Source organism: Achromobacter pulmonis, assembly GCF_002885955.2.
GTDB lineage: Bacteria > Pseudomonadota > Gammaproteobacteria > Burkholderiales > Burkholderiaceae_B > Achromobacter > Achromobacter pulmonis_A.
The window spans coordinates 871281-887279 of sequence record NZ_POQS01000001.1; the positions used below are offsets into that span (position 1 = coordinate 871281).

12 protein-coding genes are annotated in these 15999 nt (G+C 68.7%); 6 read left to right on the forward strand and 6 right to left on the reverse strand.

Features of this window, described 5'->3' with window-relative positions; all coding sequences use genetic code 11:
- Positions 1-63: 63 nt before the first annotated feature.
- The 3 genes from C1I89_RS04005 (at position 64) to C1I89_RS04015 (ending at position 3621) form a co-directional block, all read left to right on the forward strand.
- Positions 64-1500 carry an amidase gene (locus C1I89_RS04005; RefSeq protein ID WP_102771467.1) on the forward strand — a complete coding sequence of 479 codons (1437 nt, stop codon included), beginning with the start codon at positions 64-66 and terminating at the stop codon, positions 1498-1500.
- On the forward strand, positions 1497-2750 hold the full coding sequence (locus tag C1I89_RS04010) for an MFS transporter (protein WP_102771468.1): 1254 nt from the start codon (positions 1497-1499) through the stop codon (positions 2748-2750). Before C1I89_RS04005 ends, C1I89_RS04010 begins: the two co-directional genes overlap by 4 nt.
- A 61-nt stretch (positions 2751-2811) precedes the next feature.
- Complete coding sequence (locus C1I89_RS04015) at positions 2812-3621, forward strand: aminoglycoside phosphotransferase family protein (RefSeq protein WP_102771469.1); 810 nt, start codon at positions 2812-2814, stop codon at positions 3619-3621.
- Between the two features lie 27 nt (positions 3622-3648).
- Here the strand turns inward: C1I89_RS04015 and C1I89_RS04020 are convergent, their stop codons facing one another.
- From C1I89_RS04020 to C1I89_RS04035, 4 genes are all read right to left on the reverse strand, one after another.
- Complete coding sequence (locus C1I89_RS04020; RefSeq protein WP_102771470.1) at positions 3649-5085, reverse strand: aldehyde dehydrogenase family protein; 1437 nt, start codon at positions 5083-5085, stop codon at positions 3649-3651.
- Between the two features lie 26 nt (positions 5086-5111).
- A complete protein-coding gene (locus C1I89_RS04025) occupies positions 5112-6380 on the reverse strand; it encodes an MFS transporter (protein WP_102771471.1) in 1269 nt (422 codons plus the stop codon).
- On the reverse strand, positions 6367-7329 hold the full coding sequence (locus C1I89_RS04030; protein WP_102771472.1) for a TauD/TfdA dioxygenase family protein: 963 nt from the start codon (positions 7327-7329) through the stop codon (positions 6367-6369). The genes C1I89_RS04025 and C1I89_RS04030 overlap by 14 nt, the downstream gene beginning before the upstream one ends.
- Positions 7330-7435: 106 nt before the next feature.
- Positions 7436-7900, reverse strand: coding sequence for a MarR family winged helix-turn-helix transcriptional regulator (locus tag C1I89_RS04035; RefSeq protein ID WP_102771473.1), 465 nt, complete (start codon positions 7898-7900; stop codon positions 7436-7438).
- 204 nt (positions 7901-8104) lie between these two features.
- Here C1I89_RS04035 and C1I89_RS04040 point away from each other — a divergent pair, with 204 nt between their 5' ends.
- Both C1I89_RS04040 and C1I89_RS04050 read left to right on the forward strand, forming a co-directional pair.
- Complete coding sequence (locus C1I89_RS04040; protein WP_102771474.1) at positions 8105-9499, forward strand: GntP family permease; 1395 nt, start codon at positions 8105-8107, stop codon at positions 9497-9499.
- A 310-nt stretch (positions 9500-9809) separates the two neighbouring features.
- Positions 9810-10694 (forward strand): crotonase/enoyl-CoA hydratase family protein, encoded by an 885-nt coding sequence (locus tag C1I89_RS04050; protein WP_102771476.1) that lies wholly within the window; start codon positions 9810-9812, stop codon positions 10692-10694.
- Between the two features lie 33 nt (positions 10695-10727).
- Here the strand turns inward: C1I89_RS04050 and pdeR are convergent, their stop codons facing one another.
- Both pdeR and C1I89_RS04060 read right to left on the reverse strand, forming a co-directional pair.
- Positions 10728-12725 carry a cyclic di-GMP phosphodiesterase gene (pdeR, locus tag C1I89_RS04055; RefSeq protein ID WP_102771477.1) on the reverse strand — a complete coding sequence of 666 codons (1998 nt, stop codon included), beginning with the start codon at positions 12723-12725 and terminating at the stop codon, positions 10728-10730.
- A 278-nt stretch (positions 12726-13003) separates the two neighbouring features.
- Positions 13004-13999 carry a Bug family tripartite tricarboxylate transporter substrate binding protein gene (locus C1I89_RS04060; protein ID WP_102771478.1) on the reverse strand — a complete coding sequence of 332 codons (996 nt, stop codon included), beginning with the start codon at positions 13997-13999 and terminating at the stop codon, positions 13004-13006.
- Between the two features lie 219 nt (positions 14000-14218).
- On the opposite strand from C1I89_RS04060, the gene C1I89_RS04065 reads away from it, so the two are divergent.
- On the forward strand, positions 14219-15994 hold the full coding sequence (locus C1I89_RS04065) for an IlvD/Edd family dehydratase (RefSeq protein WP_168202130.1): 1776 nt from the start codon (positions 14219-14221) through the stop codon (positions 15992-15994).
- Positions 15995-15999: the final 5 nt, after the last annotated feature.

Sequence of the window (15999 nt, forward strand, 5' to 3'; positions counted from 1 at the left end):
ACGGGCTTGTTTCCAGGGATTAACTTGCAGTCCTTGCCCTTGTACACGTTAGATCAAGCATAGATGAACTCCCTACCAGCCATCAAACCGGGCGCTGCCCTCCATTATCTGGAACTGACCGAGCTGGCCGCGCTGATCTGGTCGGGCGAGGCGTCGCCGGTCGAGGTCACGCGCGCCCAATTGCAGCGAATCGAAAAACTGGACGGCGTCTTGCGCAGCTATGCCCGCGTTACGGCGGCGTCGGCGCTGCGCGAGGCCGAGGCGGCCGAGGCCGAGATCCGCGCCGGCCGCTATCGCGGTCCGCTGCACGGCGTGCCCATCGCGTTGAAGGATCTGTTCCGGCGCAAAGGCGTGCCGACGGCCGCCGGCGGCGTGCTTCACCGTGACAAGCCGGCGGACTACGACGCTACCGTGACGCGCCGGCTGCGCGAGGCGGGCGCGGTGCTGCTGGGACAGTTGCAGATGACCGAGGGCGCCTATTCGGATCACCATCCCGACATCGCGCCGCCGCGCAACCCATGGAACGCCGCCTACTGGACCGGGATCTCGTCCAGCGGATCGGCGGTGGCGACGGCGGCGGGCCTGTGTTTCGGCGCGACGGCCTCGGACACCGGCGGCTCGATCCGCTGGCCGAGCGCCGCCGCCGGGCTGACGGGCATCAAGCCGACCTGGGGCCGCGTCAGCCGCCACGGCGCCATCGAACTGGCGCCGTCGCTGGATCACATGGGCGTCATGGCCCGCAGCGCGCGCGACGCCGCGGTGCTGCTGCAGGCTATCGCCGGCCCCGACCCGCTGGACCCGACCGCGTTGCAGGCGCCCGTGCCGCCTTACGCCCGGCTGGCCGGGGAGCCGGCGCAAGGACTGCGGATCGGCATCGACGCGGACTGGAACGGCGACGGCGCGGACGCGCAGACGCTGGCCATGACGGCCGCCGCGGCGCAGGTGTTCCAGGAACTGGGCGCGACGCTGGTGCCGCTGCGCTTTCCGGCCGCCGACGCGGAACAGGCCGTACGCGATTGGGCGCCGAACTGCGCGGTGGAAGCGGCCGTGGCGCACGCGTCCAGCTATCCCGCGCGCAGCGCCGACTACGGCCCGGTCCTGGCGTCCGTGCTGGACGCGGGGCTGGCGCTGTCCGGCACGGACTACCAGCGCATCCTGCTGCGGCGCATGGCCTTGCGCGGCAAGGTGGACGCTTTGTTCGGCGGCGTCGATGCGCTGCTGACGCCGGTGCAGCCGATGGCCCCGCTGACGCTGGCCACCGTCAGCACGCTGGGCCGCCAGCCAGGGCTGGTGGCCGCGTTGCAGCGCTATACCTGCGTGTTCGACATGACCGGCCATCCCTGCCTGACGCTGCCCGCCGGACTGTGCGAAGCAGGCATGCCCATGGGCGTGCAGCTCGTGGCGGCTCATTTGAACGAGGCCTCGCTGTTGCGCCTGGGCGCCGCCTTCCAGGCGGCGACGCGCTGGCACCTGAGCCGCCCGCGGGAGTACGCCGAATGACCACCCCCGCGCAACCGCTGGGCGGCCGCAGCCGCGCCGCACCGATCTTCCGCGGATGGCGGGTGGTGGCCGCCGCCTTTGCGATTACCTTGCTCGGCTTTGGCAGCGCGTATTCTTTCAGCGCGTTCGTCGAGGCGCTGCAACAGGAGTTCTCCGCCACCCGCGGCGCAGTATCGCTGGTGTTCTCGCTGGCGGGGTTTCTGTATTTCGGCTTCGGCGCCATCAGCGGTCCGCTGGCCGACCGCTACGGTTCACGACGGCTGGCCGTGGCCGGGATGCTGCTGCTGGCGACGGGCCTCGCGCTGGCGGGCGCGGCGCGCAACATGACGCAGGTCTACGCGGCGTATGGCCTGGGCGTCGGACTGGGCATAGGCTGCTCTTACGTGCCGGTGGTCGGCGCGGTGCAGCGCTGGTTCGAACGCCGCCGCGCCATGGCGTCGGGACTGGCGGTCAGCGGCATCGGAGTGGGCACGCTGCTGGTGCCGGCGCTGGCGGCCGTCCTGATCGACCACTGGGGCTGGCGCGGCGCGTATCTGATACTGGCCGCGGGCGTGGCGCTGGCCGGCTGCGCGGCGGCGCGCTGGATCGAGAATTCTCCCGCGGACCGCGGCCTGCTGCCCGACGGCGCAGCCGGTCCGCGGCCCGCCGACGCGGCGCGCGCGGCGGCGCCCGGCCTGCCGGTGCGGACGGCGGTGCGCAGCAAGGCTTTCGTCCTGTTGTACCTGGCCTGCCTGGCCGGCGCCTTCGGCGTATTCGTCCCCTTCGTGCATCTGGTTCCGTACGCCCTGGACCGGGGCATCGAGCCGGCGCTCGCCGTACTGCTGCTGGGCTCGATAGGCGCGGGCAGCACGGCCGGCCGCTATCTGCTGGGCGCGCTGGCCGACCGCCTGGGCCGGCGCGCGTCGCTGGCCGCCATGTATGCCGGCATGGCGGCGACGCTGGCGTTATGGGGCGCCTGCGGCCATTTCTGGACGCTGGCGCTGTTCGCGCTGGCCTTCGGTCTGTTCTACGGCGGCTGGGTCGCGCTGCTGCCTGCCGTGGTCATGGACTACTTCGGCGGCCGCCATGTCAGCGGCATCATCGGCGTGCTGTACACCAGCGTGGCGTTCGGCACCCTGATCGGCCCGGTTGCGGCCGGCTACGCCTATGACCTGCGCGGCGGCTACGCGCTGCCCATCGCCATCAGCGCCGCGGTCAATCTGCTGGCCGCGGCGCTCACCGGGCTGCTGCCGGGTCGCGGCGCGCGCTGAGCCGGAGCCGAGCGCCGCTTCCACTACCATAGGCCTTCCGATCAAGACCGCCACGGCTGCCATGTTCGACGCCTACCTCTCCCGCTGGAATCTGACGCCCGACGGCGCCCCCATCGTCACCCATGCGGCGCGGCTGCTGCCGGTGCTGCATCGCGGCCAGCCCGCCATGCTCAAGGTCTCTCACGAGGAAGATGAAAAACAGGGCGGCGTGCTGATGCGCTGGTGGGACGGGCACGGCGCGGCGCGCGTGCTCGCGCACGACGACGAGGCCATTGTGCTGGAGCGCGCCACCGGCGGCCGCTCGCTGGCGGAGTATGCGCGCAACGGCCGCGACGACGAGGCGACGCGCATCATCTGCGGCGTGCTTCAGGAACTGCATGCGCCGCGGGCCAAGCCCTTGCCCGAACTGCGCCCGCTGCAGTCCTGGTTCGCCGATCTCTGGCCCGCCGCCCGCGCGCGCGGCGGCATCCTGGCCGAGAGCGCCCGCCATGCCCGCGTCCTGCTCGACAGCCAGCGGGACCTGGCGGTGCTGCATGGCGACGCGCACCACGACAACATCCTGGACTTCGGCGCTCGCGGCTGGCTGGTCATCGATCCCAAGCGCCTGTATGGCGAGCGCGCGTTCGACTACGCAAACATCTTCTGCAACCCGGATCTGTCGGACCCCGAACCGCCGGTGGCCATCGTGCCCGGCCGCTTCGAGCGGCGCCTGGAGATCGTGGCCGGGCAAGCCGGCCTGGAGCGCCGCCGGCTGCTGCAATGGGTGGTGGCCTGGTGCGGGCTGTCCGCCGCCTGGTACCTGAACGATGGCGACGACGCCGCCATCGACCTGAACATCGCGGCCCAGGCGCAGGCGCTGCTGGCGCGCTGATTCCGCCGGCGCCGGGCCGCGCGCCGGCTAGGCCTTGGCCAGGCTGATGACCTTGGGCCGGGTGACGCCCTTCAGTCCCTCCAGGCCGAACTCCACGCCCCAGCCGGAGCCCTTGATGCCGCCGAACGGCACCGCGGGGTGCACCGCGCCATGCTGGTTTATCCAGACCGTGCCCGCCTGCAGGCGGTCGGCGACCGACGCGGCCCGATCCGGATCGGACGACCAGACCGACGCGCCCAGGCCCAGGTCCAGGCGGTTGGCGCTGGCGATCGCGGCGTCCAGGTCCGTGTAGCGGATGATGGGCAGGACCGGACCGAACTGCTCTTCGTCGACCAGCGCCGCGCCGTCTGCGATGCCGGTCACCAGGGTGACGGGATAGAAATTGCCCGGACCGTCCGCCGGCGCGCCGCCGCACTCCACCACCGCGCCTTGCGCCCGGGCCTGTTCGACCAGCCGGACGATGCGCTGGTGCTGAGGACGGTTCTGGATCGGCCCGATGGCCACGCCGGGCTCCAACCCATTGCCCATGGGCATGGAAGCCGCCAATTGCCTGAGCTGCGCGACCACGGCGTCGTGCAGGCTGTCGGGCACGTACAGACGCTTGATGCAGGCGCAGGTCTGGCCCATGTTGAGGAACGCGCCCCAGAAGAGTCCCGTGGCGATCCGGGCGGGATCGGCGTCGTCCAGGACGATGGCGGCGTCGTTGCCGCCCAGCTCCATGGTCGTGGGCCGCAGCGTCTGCGCCGCCGTGCCTGCGATGTGCGAACCGGTCCGGCCGGAACCGGTAAACAGAATCTTGTCTATGCCCGGCTGGGCGATCAGCGCCGCGCCGGTGGCGCCGGCCCCGGCCACGGTGTTGATGACGCCCGGCGGCAGCGCCGCCGCGATCAGGCGGATCATTTCCAGGCTTGCGATGCTGGTGTATTCCGACGGCTTGAGCACGACGGTGTTGCCGGTGCGCAGGGCCGGAATGATCTGCCAGATCGCGATCAGCAGCGGCCAGTTCCACGGCGCGATGGCGGCGATCACTCCGTAGGGCTTGCGCTGCATCACGTCGCGCCGGCTGTCGTCCTCGAAAACGGTTTCGTCGTGCAGCGGCATGGCCGCCGGCGCCTGGGTCCAGGCCACGCAGCCCGCCAGTTCGTAGCGCGCGCCCGGAATCTCGGCGGGGCCCAGGCCGCCCAGCGGCTTGCCCTGTTCGCGCGTGACCCAGTCCGCGAGGTACTCGGCATTGTCCTGCAGGATTTGCGCCACGTCGGCCATGGCGCGCCGGCGCGCCTCGTCCGGCAGGGCTTCCCAGGCCGGCTGCGCGGCGCGCGCCGCCGCGACGGCCTGCGCCAGCTGGGCCTCGGTCGATTGGGCCACATGACCGATGACTTCGCCGGTGGCGGGGTTGTATGAATCGAACCACTCCACGCCTGCCACCTGGCGGCCGTCGATGGTGTTCAGAAACTTGGGAACCATGATGATCTCATATGAGTGAATGGATGCTAGGCGGCCTTGATCGCGCCCACCCTGCGCAGGCTGCCTTCCGAGTTGACGGTCAGCAGGCAGACCATCGCCCCGGCCGCGAGCACGGCCGCCGAGCACATCAGGCCGTCCTGGTATCCGGCCGTACCCAGCCCCGCGCCTATCATCCGTCCCATGACGATGGGCGCGATCAGGCCGGCGGTGGTGGCGATGGAGTTGCAGATCGCCAGCGCCGCGCCGCGCTGGCGCACCGGCGATATTTCTCCGACGATGGCCGGGCACAGCACGAAGCTGATCTGCGGCAGGCTGCAACCCAGCGCCAGCAGCACGGTGCGCACGTCCCGCGGCATCTCGGCCTGCACGGCCAGCAGGATCAGCGCCGCGCCCAGCAGCGTCAGCATCGCCGTCAGCACGCCGCGCGCCAGTCGCGAACTGCAGCCGCGCCTGAGCATGGCTTCCGAGGCGTAGGCCCCCAGCAGCGACACCGGAATATTGATGGCGATGAATAGCGAGAACATCCAGCCGCTCTGCGAAGCCGGATAGCCGAGCGCGTTCTGCAGATACGACGGAATCCACGTGAAGATGATGGCGACCACCCAGTACGCCGTCCAATAGACCGCGACGCTGCCGATGTAGGTGGGGTCCAGCAGCAGGCGGCGGTACGGCACGGCCTGCCCCGGCGAGTCGGCCGCGGCGGGCGCGGCCCGGTCCAGCGGGCCTTCTTTGGAAAACAGTTGCCACAACACCATCCAGGCCAGGCCGGCGACGCCCAGGACCAGGAACGCCGAACGCCAGCCGTAGTGGATCGTCAGCAAGGTCACCACCGGACCGGCGAGCAGCATGCCGGCCTGCCCGCCCTGCATGATGATGGCGGTGGGAATGTTGCGCTTGCCGTTGGGCACCCACTTGTAGCAGGCGTGCAGGGCCAGCGGGTACGCCGGCCCCTCGCCCGCCCCCAGCAACACCCGGCACGCGATGAGCAGGGGCATGCTGGCCGTGGCCAGGGCCAGCGGCAATTGCGCAACCGTCCAGATCAGCGCCAGGGCGCCGAGCAGCGGCTTGGCGGCGATGCGGTTGGCCAGGAATCCGACGATCACCCCGGATATCGCGAACAGCGAAAAGAAGGTGCCCGCGACGACGCCGAATTGGTCGGCGGAAAGGTCCAGTTCCTTCATCAGCGGCACGGCGACCAGGCCGAGCGCGGCCTTGTCCGCGAAGTTGATCAGCATGAAGACGAACAGCAGGGCAATGACGATTGCCGCCGAACGGCGGTCGCTAGCGTTGTGCATCGCTGTCTCCCGGACCGGATGAAAGACTCGCTGGCGACGCGGCCGCGGCGCGCGCCTGTAGCGGGCGTTCCCCCGTTATGGTGGCCCGCATCATGCGCCGCACCGCGGGGAAATAATCCTGGATGGCGTAGTGCTGGGTCGAACGGTTGTCCCAGAAGACCACCGTTTTCTCGCGCCAGCGCAGCCGCATCTGGTATTCGGGGCGGCGCGCCTGCTGGAACAGGTAATCGAGCAGGGTCCGCGCGCCCGTCGCGAACTCCGGCATGCCGCCGAAGGCGCCCGATTCGACGTAGTTGAGCAAATGGGTGGTGAAGCCTTCGTTCACGTACAGCACTTTTTCGCCCGACTCCGGATGCACGCGCACCACCGGGTGGATCTGCGGCGGAAATTCCAGCCGCGTCCAGGCGCGGCGATCGGGCTCGATCCTGTCGATAAAGCCGGGCAGCATGTCGTGGACCGCCTGCAATCCCTGTATGGCGGATTTGACGGACTCGGGCAGCCGCCGATAGGCCAGCTCCATGTTCACCCAGACCGTATCGCCGCCGACGGGCGGGCACTCCACGCATCGCAGCACCGAGCCCATCGACGGCAGCTCGCGCCAGCTGACGTCGCTGTGATAGATGTTCTCGCGCGCCGGCCTGCTGCCGTCGCCGCCCAGCAATACCAGTTCGGGAAAGCGCTCGTGGCGGGGAAACACCGGATGCACTTCGAGTTCGCCGAAGCGCCGCGCGAACCCGACCTGCTCCTGCGCGGAGATGTCCTGGTCGCGAAACACCAGCACCTTGTGCCGGACCAGCAGCTTGCGCAGCAGGTCGATCGACGCCTGATCCAGTTCGCCATGCAGGCGCAGGCCGCCGACTTCCACGCCGATGGCGGGCGTGATGGGATCGATCCGCAGGCCGTCGCGCACTTCGGGTTCGGCGAGCGCATCCGTTTCAATGGCGTTCATTGCTTGTCTCCTATTTGTTTCGTTTGAAACGATACTAATTTTCCAAACGGCGCTTGTAAAGGAACAAGATGGCGACCAAGGGAAAATACCGAGAGGAACCGCGCGCCTAGATGTGCGCGTCGCCGTCGAGCGCGCTGCCGGCCATGTCCAGCACCTTGCGGGCCAGCTTGGCCAGCACCCTGCCGAACGTCTCCTGCTCTTCGCGCGTGAGCACCGAGAGCAGCTCCCGCTCCAGGTCGACGGCGATCGGGGTGATGCGGTCGTGGATGCGCCGCCCCTCGCGGGTGAGTTCGAGCCGGTTGCTGCGCTGGTCTTCCGGATGGGCCTTGCGCGCAATGATGCCGGCGGCGGCAAGGCGCGTGACCGCCCGGCTGACCTTGGCCTTGTCCATGCTGGTCTTGTCCATGACTTCGCCGGAGGACAGCTCGCCGTGGCGGCCCAGCACCGCGACGACGCGCCACTCCGGAATCGACAGCCCGAAGCGCTCGGCATGCTGCCGGGCGAAGCTGACGGCGATGTGGGAAGCGAGCACCGTGATCCGATAGGGAAGAAAGTCGTCTAGGTCGAACACTTTTCAGTAAACGTGGATTGGACGGGTCGCGGGCCGGGCAATTCCGCGGCCGCGCAGCAGAAGACTATCACCAAAGCGCATCGTATCCCGCCCGGGGGCCGGCACGGACCTTCCGGAACGCGGGCCGCGCGCAATGAGCAATCCGGTTTGTTGCGGTAAGGTGGAGGCCCCTCACCCCTTGTCTCTTCATTCCTGGAGTACCGAATGACCGGATTGATCATCGTGGTGACGGCGCTGGCGTTCCTGATGCTGGCGGCGTATCGCGGCTATAGCGTGATTCTCTGCGCGCCCATCGCGGCCATGGGCGCGGTGCTGCTGACGGACCCATCGGCGCTGGCGCCGGTGTTCTCGGGCATTTTCATGGAGCGCATGGCGGGCTTCGCCAAGCTCTATTTCCCCGTCTTTCTGCTGGGCGCCGTGTTCGGCAAGCTGATCGAACTGTCGGGCTTTTCGCGCGCCATCGTGCAGGCGGTGCTGCGCCTGATCGGCGCCGAGCGCGCCATCATGGCCATCGTGCTGGTCTGCGCGGTGCTGACCTACGGCGGCGTGTCGCTGTTCGTGGTGGTGTTCGCGGTGTACCCCTTCGCCGCCGAGATGTTCCGCCAGGGCGGCATCCCCAAGCGGCTGATGCCGGGCGCGATCGCGCTGGGCGCGTTCACCTTCACCATGACCGCCCTGCCCGGCACGCCGCAGATCCAGAACATCATCCCCACCACGTTCTTCGAGACCACGACCTGGGCGGCGCCGTGGCTGGGCCTGATCGGCGCGGCCTGCACGCTGACGGCCGGCATCGCCTACCTGGAATGGCGGCGCAAGCGCGCGGCGGCGGCCGGCGAAACCTACGGCACCGACCTGCGCAACGAGCCCGCCACCCCGCCCGGCGAGCGCCAGCACCATCCGCTGATCGCGCTGCTGCCGCTGGTGGTGGTGGGCGTGGCCAACTATCTGCTGACGCGCTGGATTCCGGGCTGGTATCCGGCCGGCTCCGAAGTGGCGCTGCCCGGCCTGCCCCAGCCGCTGCCGGTCAACGCGCAGGACCAGGTCGCGCTGTGGGCGGTCATGGGCGCGCTGATCGCGGGCATCGCCACCATTCTGCTGTTCTCGTTCTCGGCCATCCGGGCGCATTTCGCCGAAGGCAGCAAGAGCGCGGTGTCGGGCGCGCTGCTGGCCTCCATGAACACCGCCGCCGAGTACGGCTTCGGCGGCGTGATCGCCGCGCTTCCGGGTTTTCTGCTGGTGGCCGACGCGCTCAAGGCCATACCCGACCCGCTGGTCGGCGAGGCGGTGGCCGTGACTTCGCTGGCCGGCATCACCGGTTCGGCCTCGGGCGGAATGAGCATTGCGCTGGCCGCCATGGCGCAGACCTTCATCGACAGCGCCAACGCCGCCGGCATCCCGATGGAGGTGCTGCACCGGATCGCCGCCATGGCCAGCGGCGGCATGGACACGCTGCCGCACAACGGCGCGGTGATCACGCTGCTGGCCGTGACCGGCCTGACCCACCGCCAGTCCTACGGCGATATTTTCGCCATCACGCTGATCTCGACGCTGTCGGTTTTCGTGACGATCGCCGTCTATTACCTGACCGGCATCGTCTGAAGGCGGCGGCCGTCGCCCTCTCCCCCCTCGTTCCTAAGCATGAGCCGGGCCACCCCGCCCGGCTCGCCGGGCGGCGCCCGGAGAGCCGCGTATTTGCTCGCCCCCTCATCCCTTCTCCGTATGCGCGCCTCGGCTGAGGGGTTGAGCGCCGCGCCGCGCCCGCATTTTTTCTCCAACGATCACTCCGGCCTTTGCATTACGGAGAACTCTGGCCAGTCGCATGAGTTTTGCATGAGACGGAAGCCCGAAGGTCTGTATTAGGCTGAAGCCGCAGTACTCCGACTCACCTTGATCGATTGGACGAAAGTAAATGAATCAGCTCATTCATCCGGACTGCCACCCCTTCACCGCCGCCGGCAATCTGAAGCAGATCTCCGCGTTTTACGAGGAGGGACGTCGAGTCATGTGGATGATGCTGCGGGCACACCCGCGGCCGTGCTTCAACCATGAATTGATCGACGAGATCATGACCCTGGCGCGCGCCGCCAAGGATTCCGGCCTGCCCATCGACTTCTGGGTCACGGGCTCGCTGGTGCCGCAGATCTACAACGTCGGCGGCGATCTCAACTTCTTTGCCGAGGCGATCCGCACCGGCCGCCGCGAGGCCCTGCGGGCCTACGCCCGGGCCTGCGTGGATTGCGTGCACGCCGCCACCCGCGGCTTCGACACCGGCGCGATCTCGCTGGCCATGATCGAGGGCACCGCGCTGGGCGGCGGCTTCGAGGCGGCGCTGGCGCACCACTTCGTGCTGGCCCAGAACACCGCCCGCATGGGCTTCCCGGAAATGGCGTTCAACCTGTTCCCGGGCATGGGCGGGTACTCGCTGGTGGCGCGCCGTTCGGGCATGAAGCTGGCCGAGGAACTGATCGGCACGGGCGAATCCCATACCGCCGAATGGTTCCATGCGCGCGGCCTGGTGGACGTGCTGTTCGAGCCGGGCGACGCCTACAAGGCCACGCGCACCTTCATCGACGTGATGCGGCCCAAGCTCAACGGCATGCGCGCCATGCTGCGCGCGCGCCAGCGCGTGCTGAGCCTGCCGCGCTCCGAGCTGATGGACATCACCGAGGATTGGGTCGAGGCCGCGTTCTCGATCGATCCCAAGGATCGCGCCTACATGGAACGCCTGGTGATGGCGCAGAACCGGCGCAGCGCCGTCACGTCCGAGTCGGGCACGGAAGCCACCATGCATTGATCCCCGGCGCGCCGGGCCGGCTGCTGCAAGCGATCAGGCGATCAGGTGCAGCCGGCGGCGCTGGGCCAGCCAGGCCGAGAATTCGGCCGCCGGCATGGGCTTGGCGTACAGATAGCCCTGCTTGGCGTCCACCCCGAGCGAGTCCACGAACACCGCTTCCTCCAGGGTTTCCACGCCCTCGGCTATCACCTTCAGTTCCAGCGTGCGCGCCACGGCGACGATGGCGCGCGCCAGCGCCTGGGACACCGGATTCTCGTTGACCCCGCGCACGAAGCTGGCGTCGAGCTTGATCGCGTCCAGCGGAATCCGGGCCAGCTGCGACAGCGAGGAATAGCCGGTGCCGAAGTCGTCCAGGTGCACCCGCGCGCCCAGCTGGCGGAACTGCTTGATCAGTTCTATGGCCGCGTTTTCGTCTTCGATCAGGCAGCTTTCGGTGAGTTCGATGTCCAGCAGGCAGGGGTCCAGGCCGGCGTCGCTGGTCGCGCGCATGAACTCGCTGACCACGCCCTTGTCGTTCAGCTGGCGCGCCGAGATGTTGACGGCGATCCGGATGTTCAGGCCGTCCTGCTTCCAGGCGGCCGCCTGGCGCGCGGCCTCGCGCATGACCCAGACGCCCAGCGGCGAGATCAGGCCCGATTCCTCGGCATAGGGAATGAAGGCGCTCGGACAGACCATGCCGCGCTCGGGCGAACGCCAGCGCAGCAGCGCTTCGACGCTGGTGACCTCGCCCGTGCGTCCGGCCAGCTTGGGCTGGTAGTACAGCATCAGGTGGCCTTCGGTCAGGGCCTTGCGCAGGTTGGTGTCGAGCCACACGTAGTCCGCGTTGCGGCGGTCCATCTCGGGCTGGAACACGCGGTAGGTATGGCGTCCGGCTTCCTTGGCCACGTACATGGCGATGTCGGCGCTGCGCACCACGCTGTCGAGGTCGTCGCCGTGGTCGGGGTACATGGCGATGCCGATGGAGCAACTGGTGTAGACCTCGATCAGCCCCTGGCGGAACGGTTCGCGCAGGCGCTCGATGATGCGCTGGGCGGTGGCTTCCAGTTCCCAGGGCTGCGCCTCTTCCTGCAGCACGATGAATTCGTCGCCGCCCAGCCGCGCCAGCGTCTGGCCTTCGGACAGGCAGGACGAGATGGCCACCGCCACCGACTTGAGCAGGTGGTCGCCGAAGCCGTGGCCGTAGTGGTCGTTGATGCGCTTGAAATTGTCCAGGTCCAGGAACAGCACGCCGCCGCGCGCGTCCGCGCCGGCCGCAAGCGCCGTCTTCAGCCGCGTCGTGATCGCGTGGCGGTTCGGCAGGTTGGTCAGCATGTCGGTATTGGCCAGCACGCGCAGGCGTTCCTGGGCCTGGCGTTCTTCCGTGATGTCGGTGCCCGAACAGATCAGGTAGGTGCGTTTCTCGCCGCTGCCGCTGGTGACGAACTTGTTGCGGAACAGGAACAGGCGCGGGCCCTTGACCGTGTTGATCACCCGCTCGGCCTCGTAGGACTGGCCGTGCTTGTAGAACTCGGCGATGTTGCGCCGCGACGCGATGGCCTCTTCGCGCGTCATGAACATGTCGAACACACTGCGCCCGACGATGTCCTGTTCGCGCTTGCCGGTGTATTCCTCGCTCAGCTTGTTGAAGCGCTGCACCCGGCCGTGCTGGTCGACGATGACGATGACCGAGTTGGCCTCGGACACCACGGTCTCGGCGAAGGACAGGCCCTCGACCAGGTCCTTGGCGACGGATGCGGTATCGGAATGGGCGGACGCGGTGCCGGCCCATTCGTTGGGGTTGATCTTGCGGCCCACCAGGTGCAGACGCACCGGGTCTCCGTACAGCGTGATGTCGATCGGGAGGCTGGAGGTAATGCCGGTCAGCGCGCGTATCGCCGCCGCCTGCTCGGGACGCAGGGCCGTGGCGATGTTCGCCGCGCCCTTGACCGCGGCCAGCTCGAATGCATCGCTATCGGCGGCAAGGCGCCAGTACGGGCTATGCGTGCCGAAATGCGTATACAGGATCGATCTTTCGTCCTGGCTGTCTGTCACGTTTGTATCCCCCTGCCGCCCTAGAGCGGCCCGCAAAGTACATTACGGCTTAGTCAATTCAGGGTCAACCTCCCCCAGAGGGGCCGCCGGGGATTATTGCGGAATATTGCGGCCGGTCCCAGGGGCGTCGCGGCGTCTTGCCGCAACAATCCCCAGGGGCCGCAAACCGTTTGATGCGCGCGCTTGCATTTTCACGCAAGCCTTGTTGCGCGCCCGACACAGCCGCGCCGGAACGTCCGCAAGTGACGTAACGGCGCAACCTCGACGCGGGCGTATCGTCACTCTCCCTTGACGCCGGCCTCGTCGATCACCTTGGTCCAGCGCGCCACTTCGGCCGACACGCGGGCGCTGGCGTCGGCCGGCGTGGTCCAGGTGGCGATCGCGCCCTGCTTGAGCAGGGAGGCCTGGACGTCGGGCTTGGCCAGGATCTTCTTCAGTTCGCCGTTCAGGCGCTCGATCACCGGCGCGGGCGTGTTGGCCGGCGCCACGATGCCGAACATGGAGCTGACCTCGAAGCCCTTCAGGCCGGCCTGCTCGGCGGTGGGCACGTCGGGCAGCGCGTCCACGCGCTGCGGCGAAGTCACCGCCAGCGCGCGCAGCTTGCCGGCCTTGATGTTGGCCTGGGCCGCCGGCACCGTCTCGATCATGCTCAGTACCTGGCCGCCCATCAGGTCGGTCATGGCCGGGCCGCTGCCCTTGTAAGGCACGTGCAGCACGTCCACGCCCGCCGTGCGCTTGAACATTTCGCCGGCCAGATGCTGCGGCGAGCCGTTGCCGGCCGAGGCCATGGTGATGAAGCCCGGCTTGGACTTGGCCAGCGCGATGAATTCCGCCAGCGTGTTGGCCTTCACCGACGGATTCACCACGAACACCAGCGGCACCGTGCCGACAATGGAAACCGGCGCGAAGCTCTTTTCCACGTCGTAGGTGACGCGGCCGCGGTACAGCGCGGCGTTGATCGAATGGCTGGTCAGCGCGCCCATCAGCAGCGTATAGCCGTCGGCCGGCGCCTTGGCGACCTGGTCGGCGCCGATGTTGCCGGCCGCGCCCGCGCGGTTCTCCACCACCACCGACTGGCCCAGCGCGCCGGTGAGTTCCTGCGCCAGCACGCGGCCGATCACGTCGGTGGCGCCGCCCGGCGGATAGGGCACGATCATGCGGATCGGCTTGTCGGGATAGCTGTCGGCGGCCAGCGCCGGAGCGGAAACGCCGGCGCACAGCGCCAGCAGGGAAAACAGGACGGCGCGGCGCGGCCGCAGGCGCAGGTCTGACATGTAGGTCTCCTGCCGGGATGGGTATAGGAATTGGAGCAACGCCCGGCTCGTCAACGGCGCCAGTTTAGGGTGGGCCACTTGATTGAAGAAGCAGAATTTTTCTATCGACTGATCTTATATTCAGATCAATAGAAATCGCCGTACAAAGCGCTTGCGGCTGTGTGCAAAGGCTCGCTATGATGCCGCCATCAAATTATCAATAATATTATCGAGATCAAGATGACGGACGAGACCCACAACGACAAGCCGGCCCCCGGCCCCTTCGACAGCGCCGGCGCAGCCGCCCGCGGCGTGGCGCGCGGGCTCACCAACTACGGCGACACCGGCTTTTCGCTGTTCCTGCGCAAGGCCTTCATCAAGGGCGCCGGCTACACCGACGACGCGCTGTCGCGTCCCATCATCGGCATCGTCAACACCGGCAGCAGCTACAACCCGTGCCACGGCAACGCCCCGCAGCTGATCGAAGCGGTCAAGCGCGGCGTGATGCTGGCCGGCGGCCTGCCGATGGACTTCCCCACCATTTCGGTCCACGAAAGTTTCTCGCAGCCCACCAGCATGTACCTGCGCAACCTCATGTCCATGGACACCGAGGAAATGATCCGCGCGCAGCCCATGGACGCCGTGGTGCTGATCGGCGGCTGCGACAAGACCGTGCCCGCCCAGCTGATGGGCGCGGCCTCGGCCGGCGTGCCGGCGATCCAGCTGGTCACCGGCTCCATGCTGACCGGCTCGCACCGCGGCGAGCGCGTGGGCGCCTGCACCGACTGCCGCCGCTACTGGGGCCGCTACCGCGCCGAAGAGATCGACGCGCAGGAGATCGCGGACGTCAACAACCAGCTGGTGGCCAGCGTGGGCACCTGTTCCGTGATGGGCACGGCCAGCACCATGGCCTGCATCACCGAAGCCCTGGGCATGATGGTCGCCGGCGGCGCCTCGGCGCCGGCCGTCACCGCCGACCGCGTGCGCGTGGCCGAGAAAACCGGCGCCACCGCCGTGGCCATGGCCGCCGCGCGGCTCACGCCCGACCGCATCCTGACCGGCAAGTCCATCGAAAACGCCCTGCGGGTGCTGCTGGCCATCGGCGGCTCCACCAACGGCATCGTGCACCTGACGGCGATCGCCGGACGCCTGGGAATCGACATCGACCTGGCCGGCCTGGACCGCATCAGCCGCGAGACGCCGGTGCTGGTGGATCTGAAACCCTCCGGCCAGCACTATATGGAAGACTTCCACCACGCCGGCGGCATGCCCGCGCTGCTCCGCGAACTGCGCCCCTACCTGCATCTGGACGCGCTGACCGTGTCCGGCCGCACGCTGGGCGAAGAGCTGGACGACGCGCCGCCCGCCTTCGCGCAGGACGTGATCCGCAGCGCCGCCTCGCCCATCTATCCCGTGGGCGGCCTGGCCGTGCTGCGCGGCAACCTGGCCCCCGGCGGCGCCATCATCAAGCAGTCGGCCGCCAACGCCCAGCTCATGGAGCACGAGGGCCGCGCCGTGGTGTTCGAAGACGCCGAGGACATGGCCCGGCGCATCGACGACGAGGCGCTCGACGTGACCGCCGACGACATCCTGGTGCTCAAGCGCATCGGCCCCACCGGCGCGCCCGGCATGCCGGAAGCCGGCTACATGCCCATTCCCAAGAAGCTGGCGCGCGCCGGCGTCAAGGACATGGTGCGCATCTCCGACGGCCGCATGAGCGGCACCGCGGCCGGCACCATCGTGCTGCACGTCACGCCCGAAGCCGCCATCGGCGGGCCGCTGGCCTATGTCGAGAACGGCGACCGCATCCGCCTGTCGGTGTCGCGCCGCGAGATCTCGCTGCTGGTCGACGACGCCGAACTGGCGCGCCGCGCCGCGGCCCGGCCGGTCAGCCGCCCGGTCGCCGAGCGCGGCTACCGCAAGCTGTTCCTGCAGACGGTCACGCAGGCCGACCAGGGCGTGGACTTCGACTTCCTGCGCGCCGCCGTCACGCGCGACACCGTGCCCGGGAAGTAAGCCGG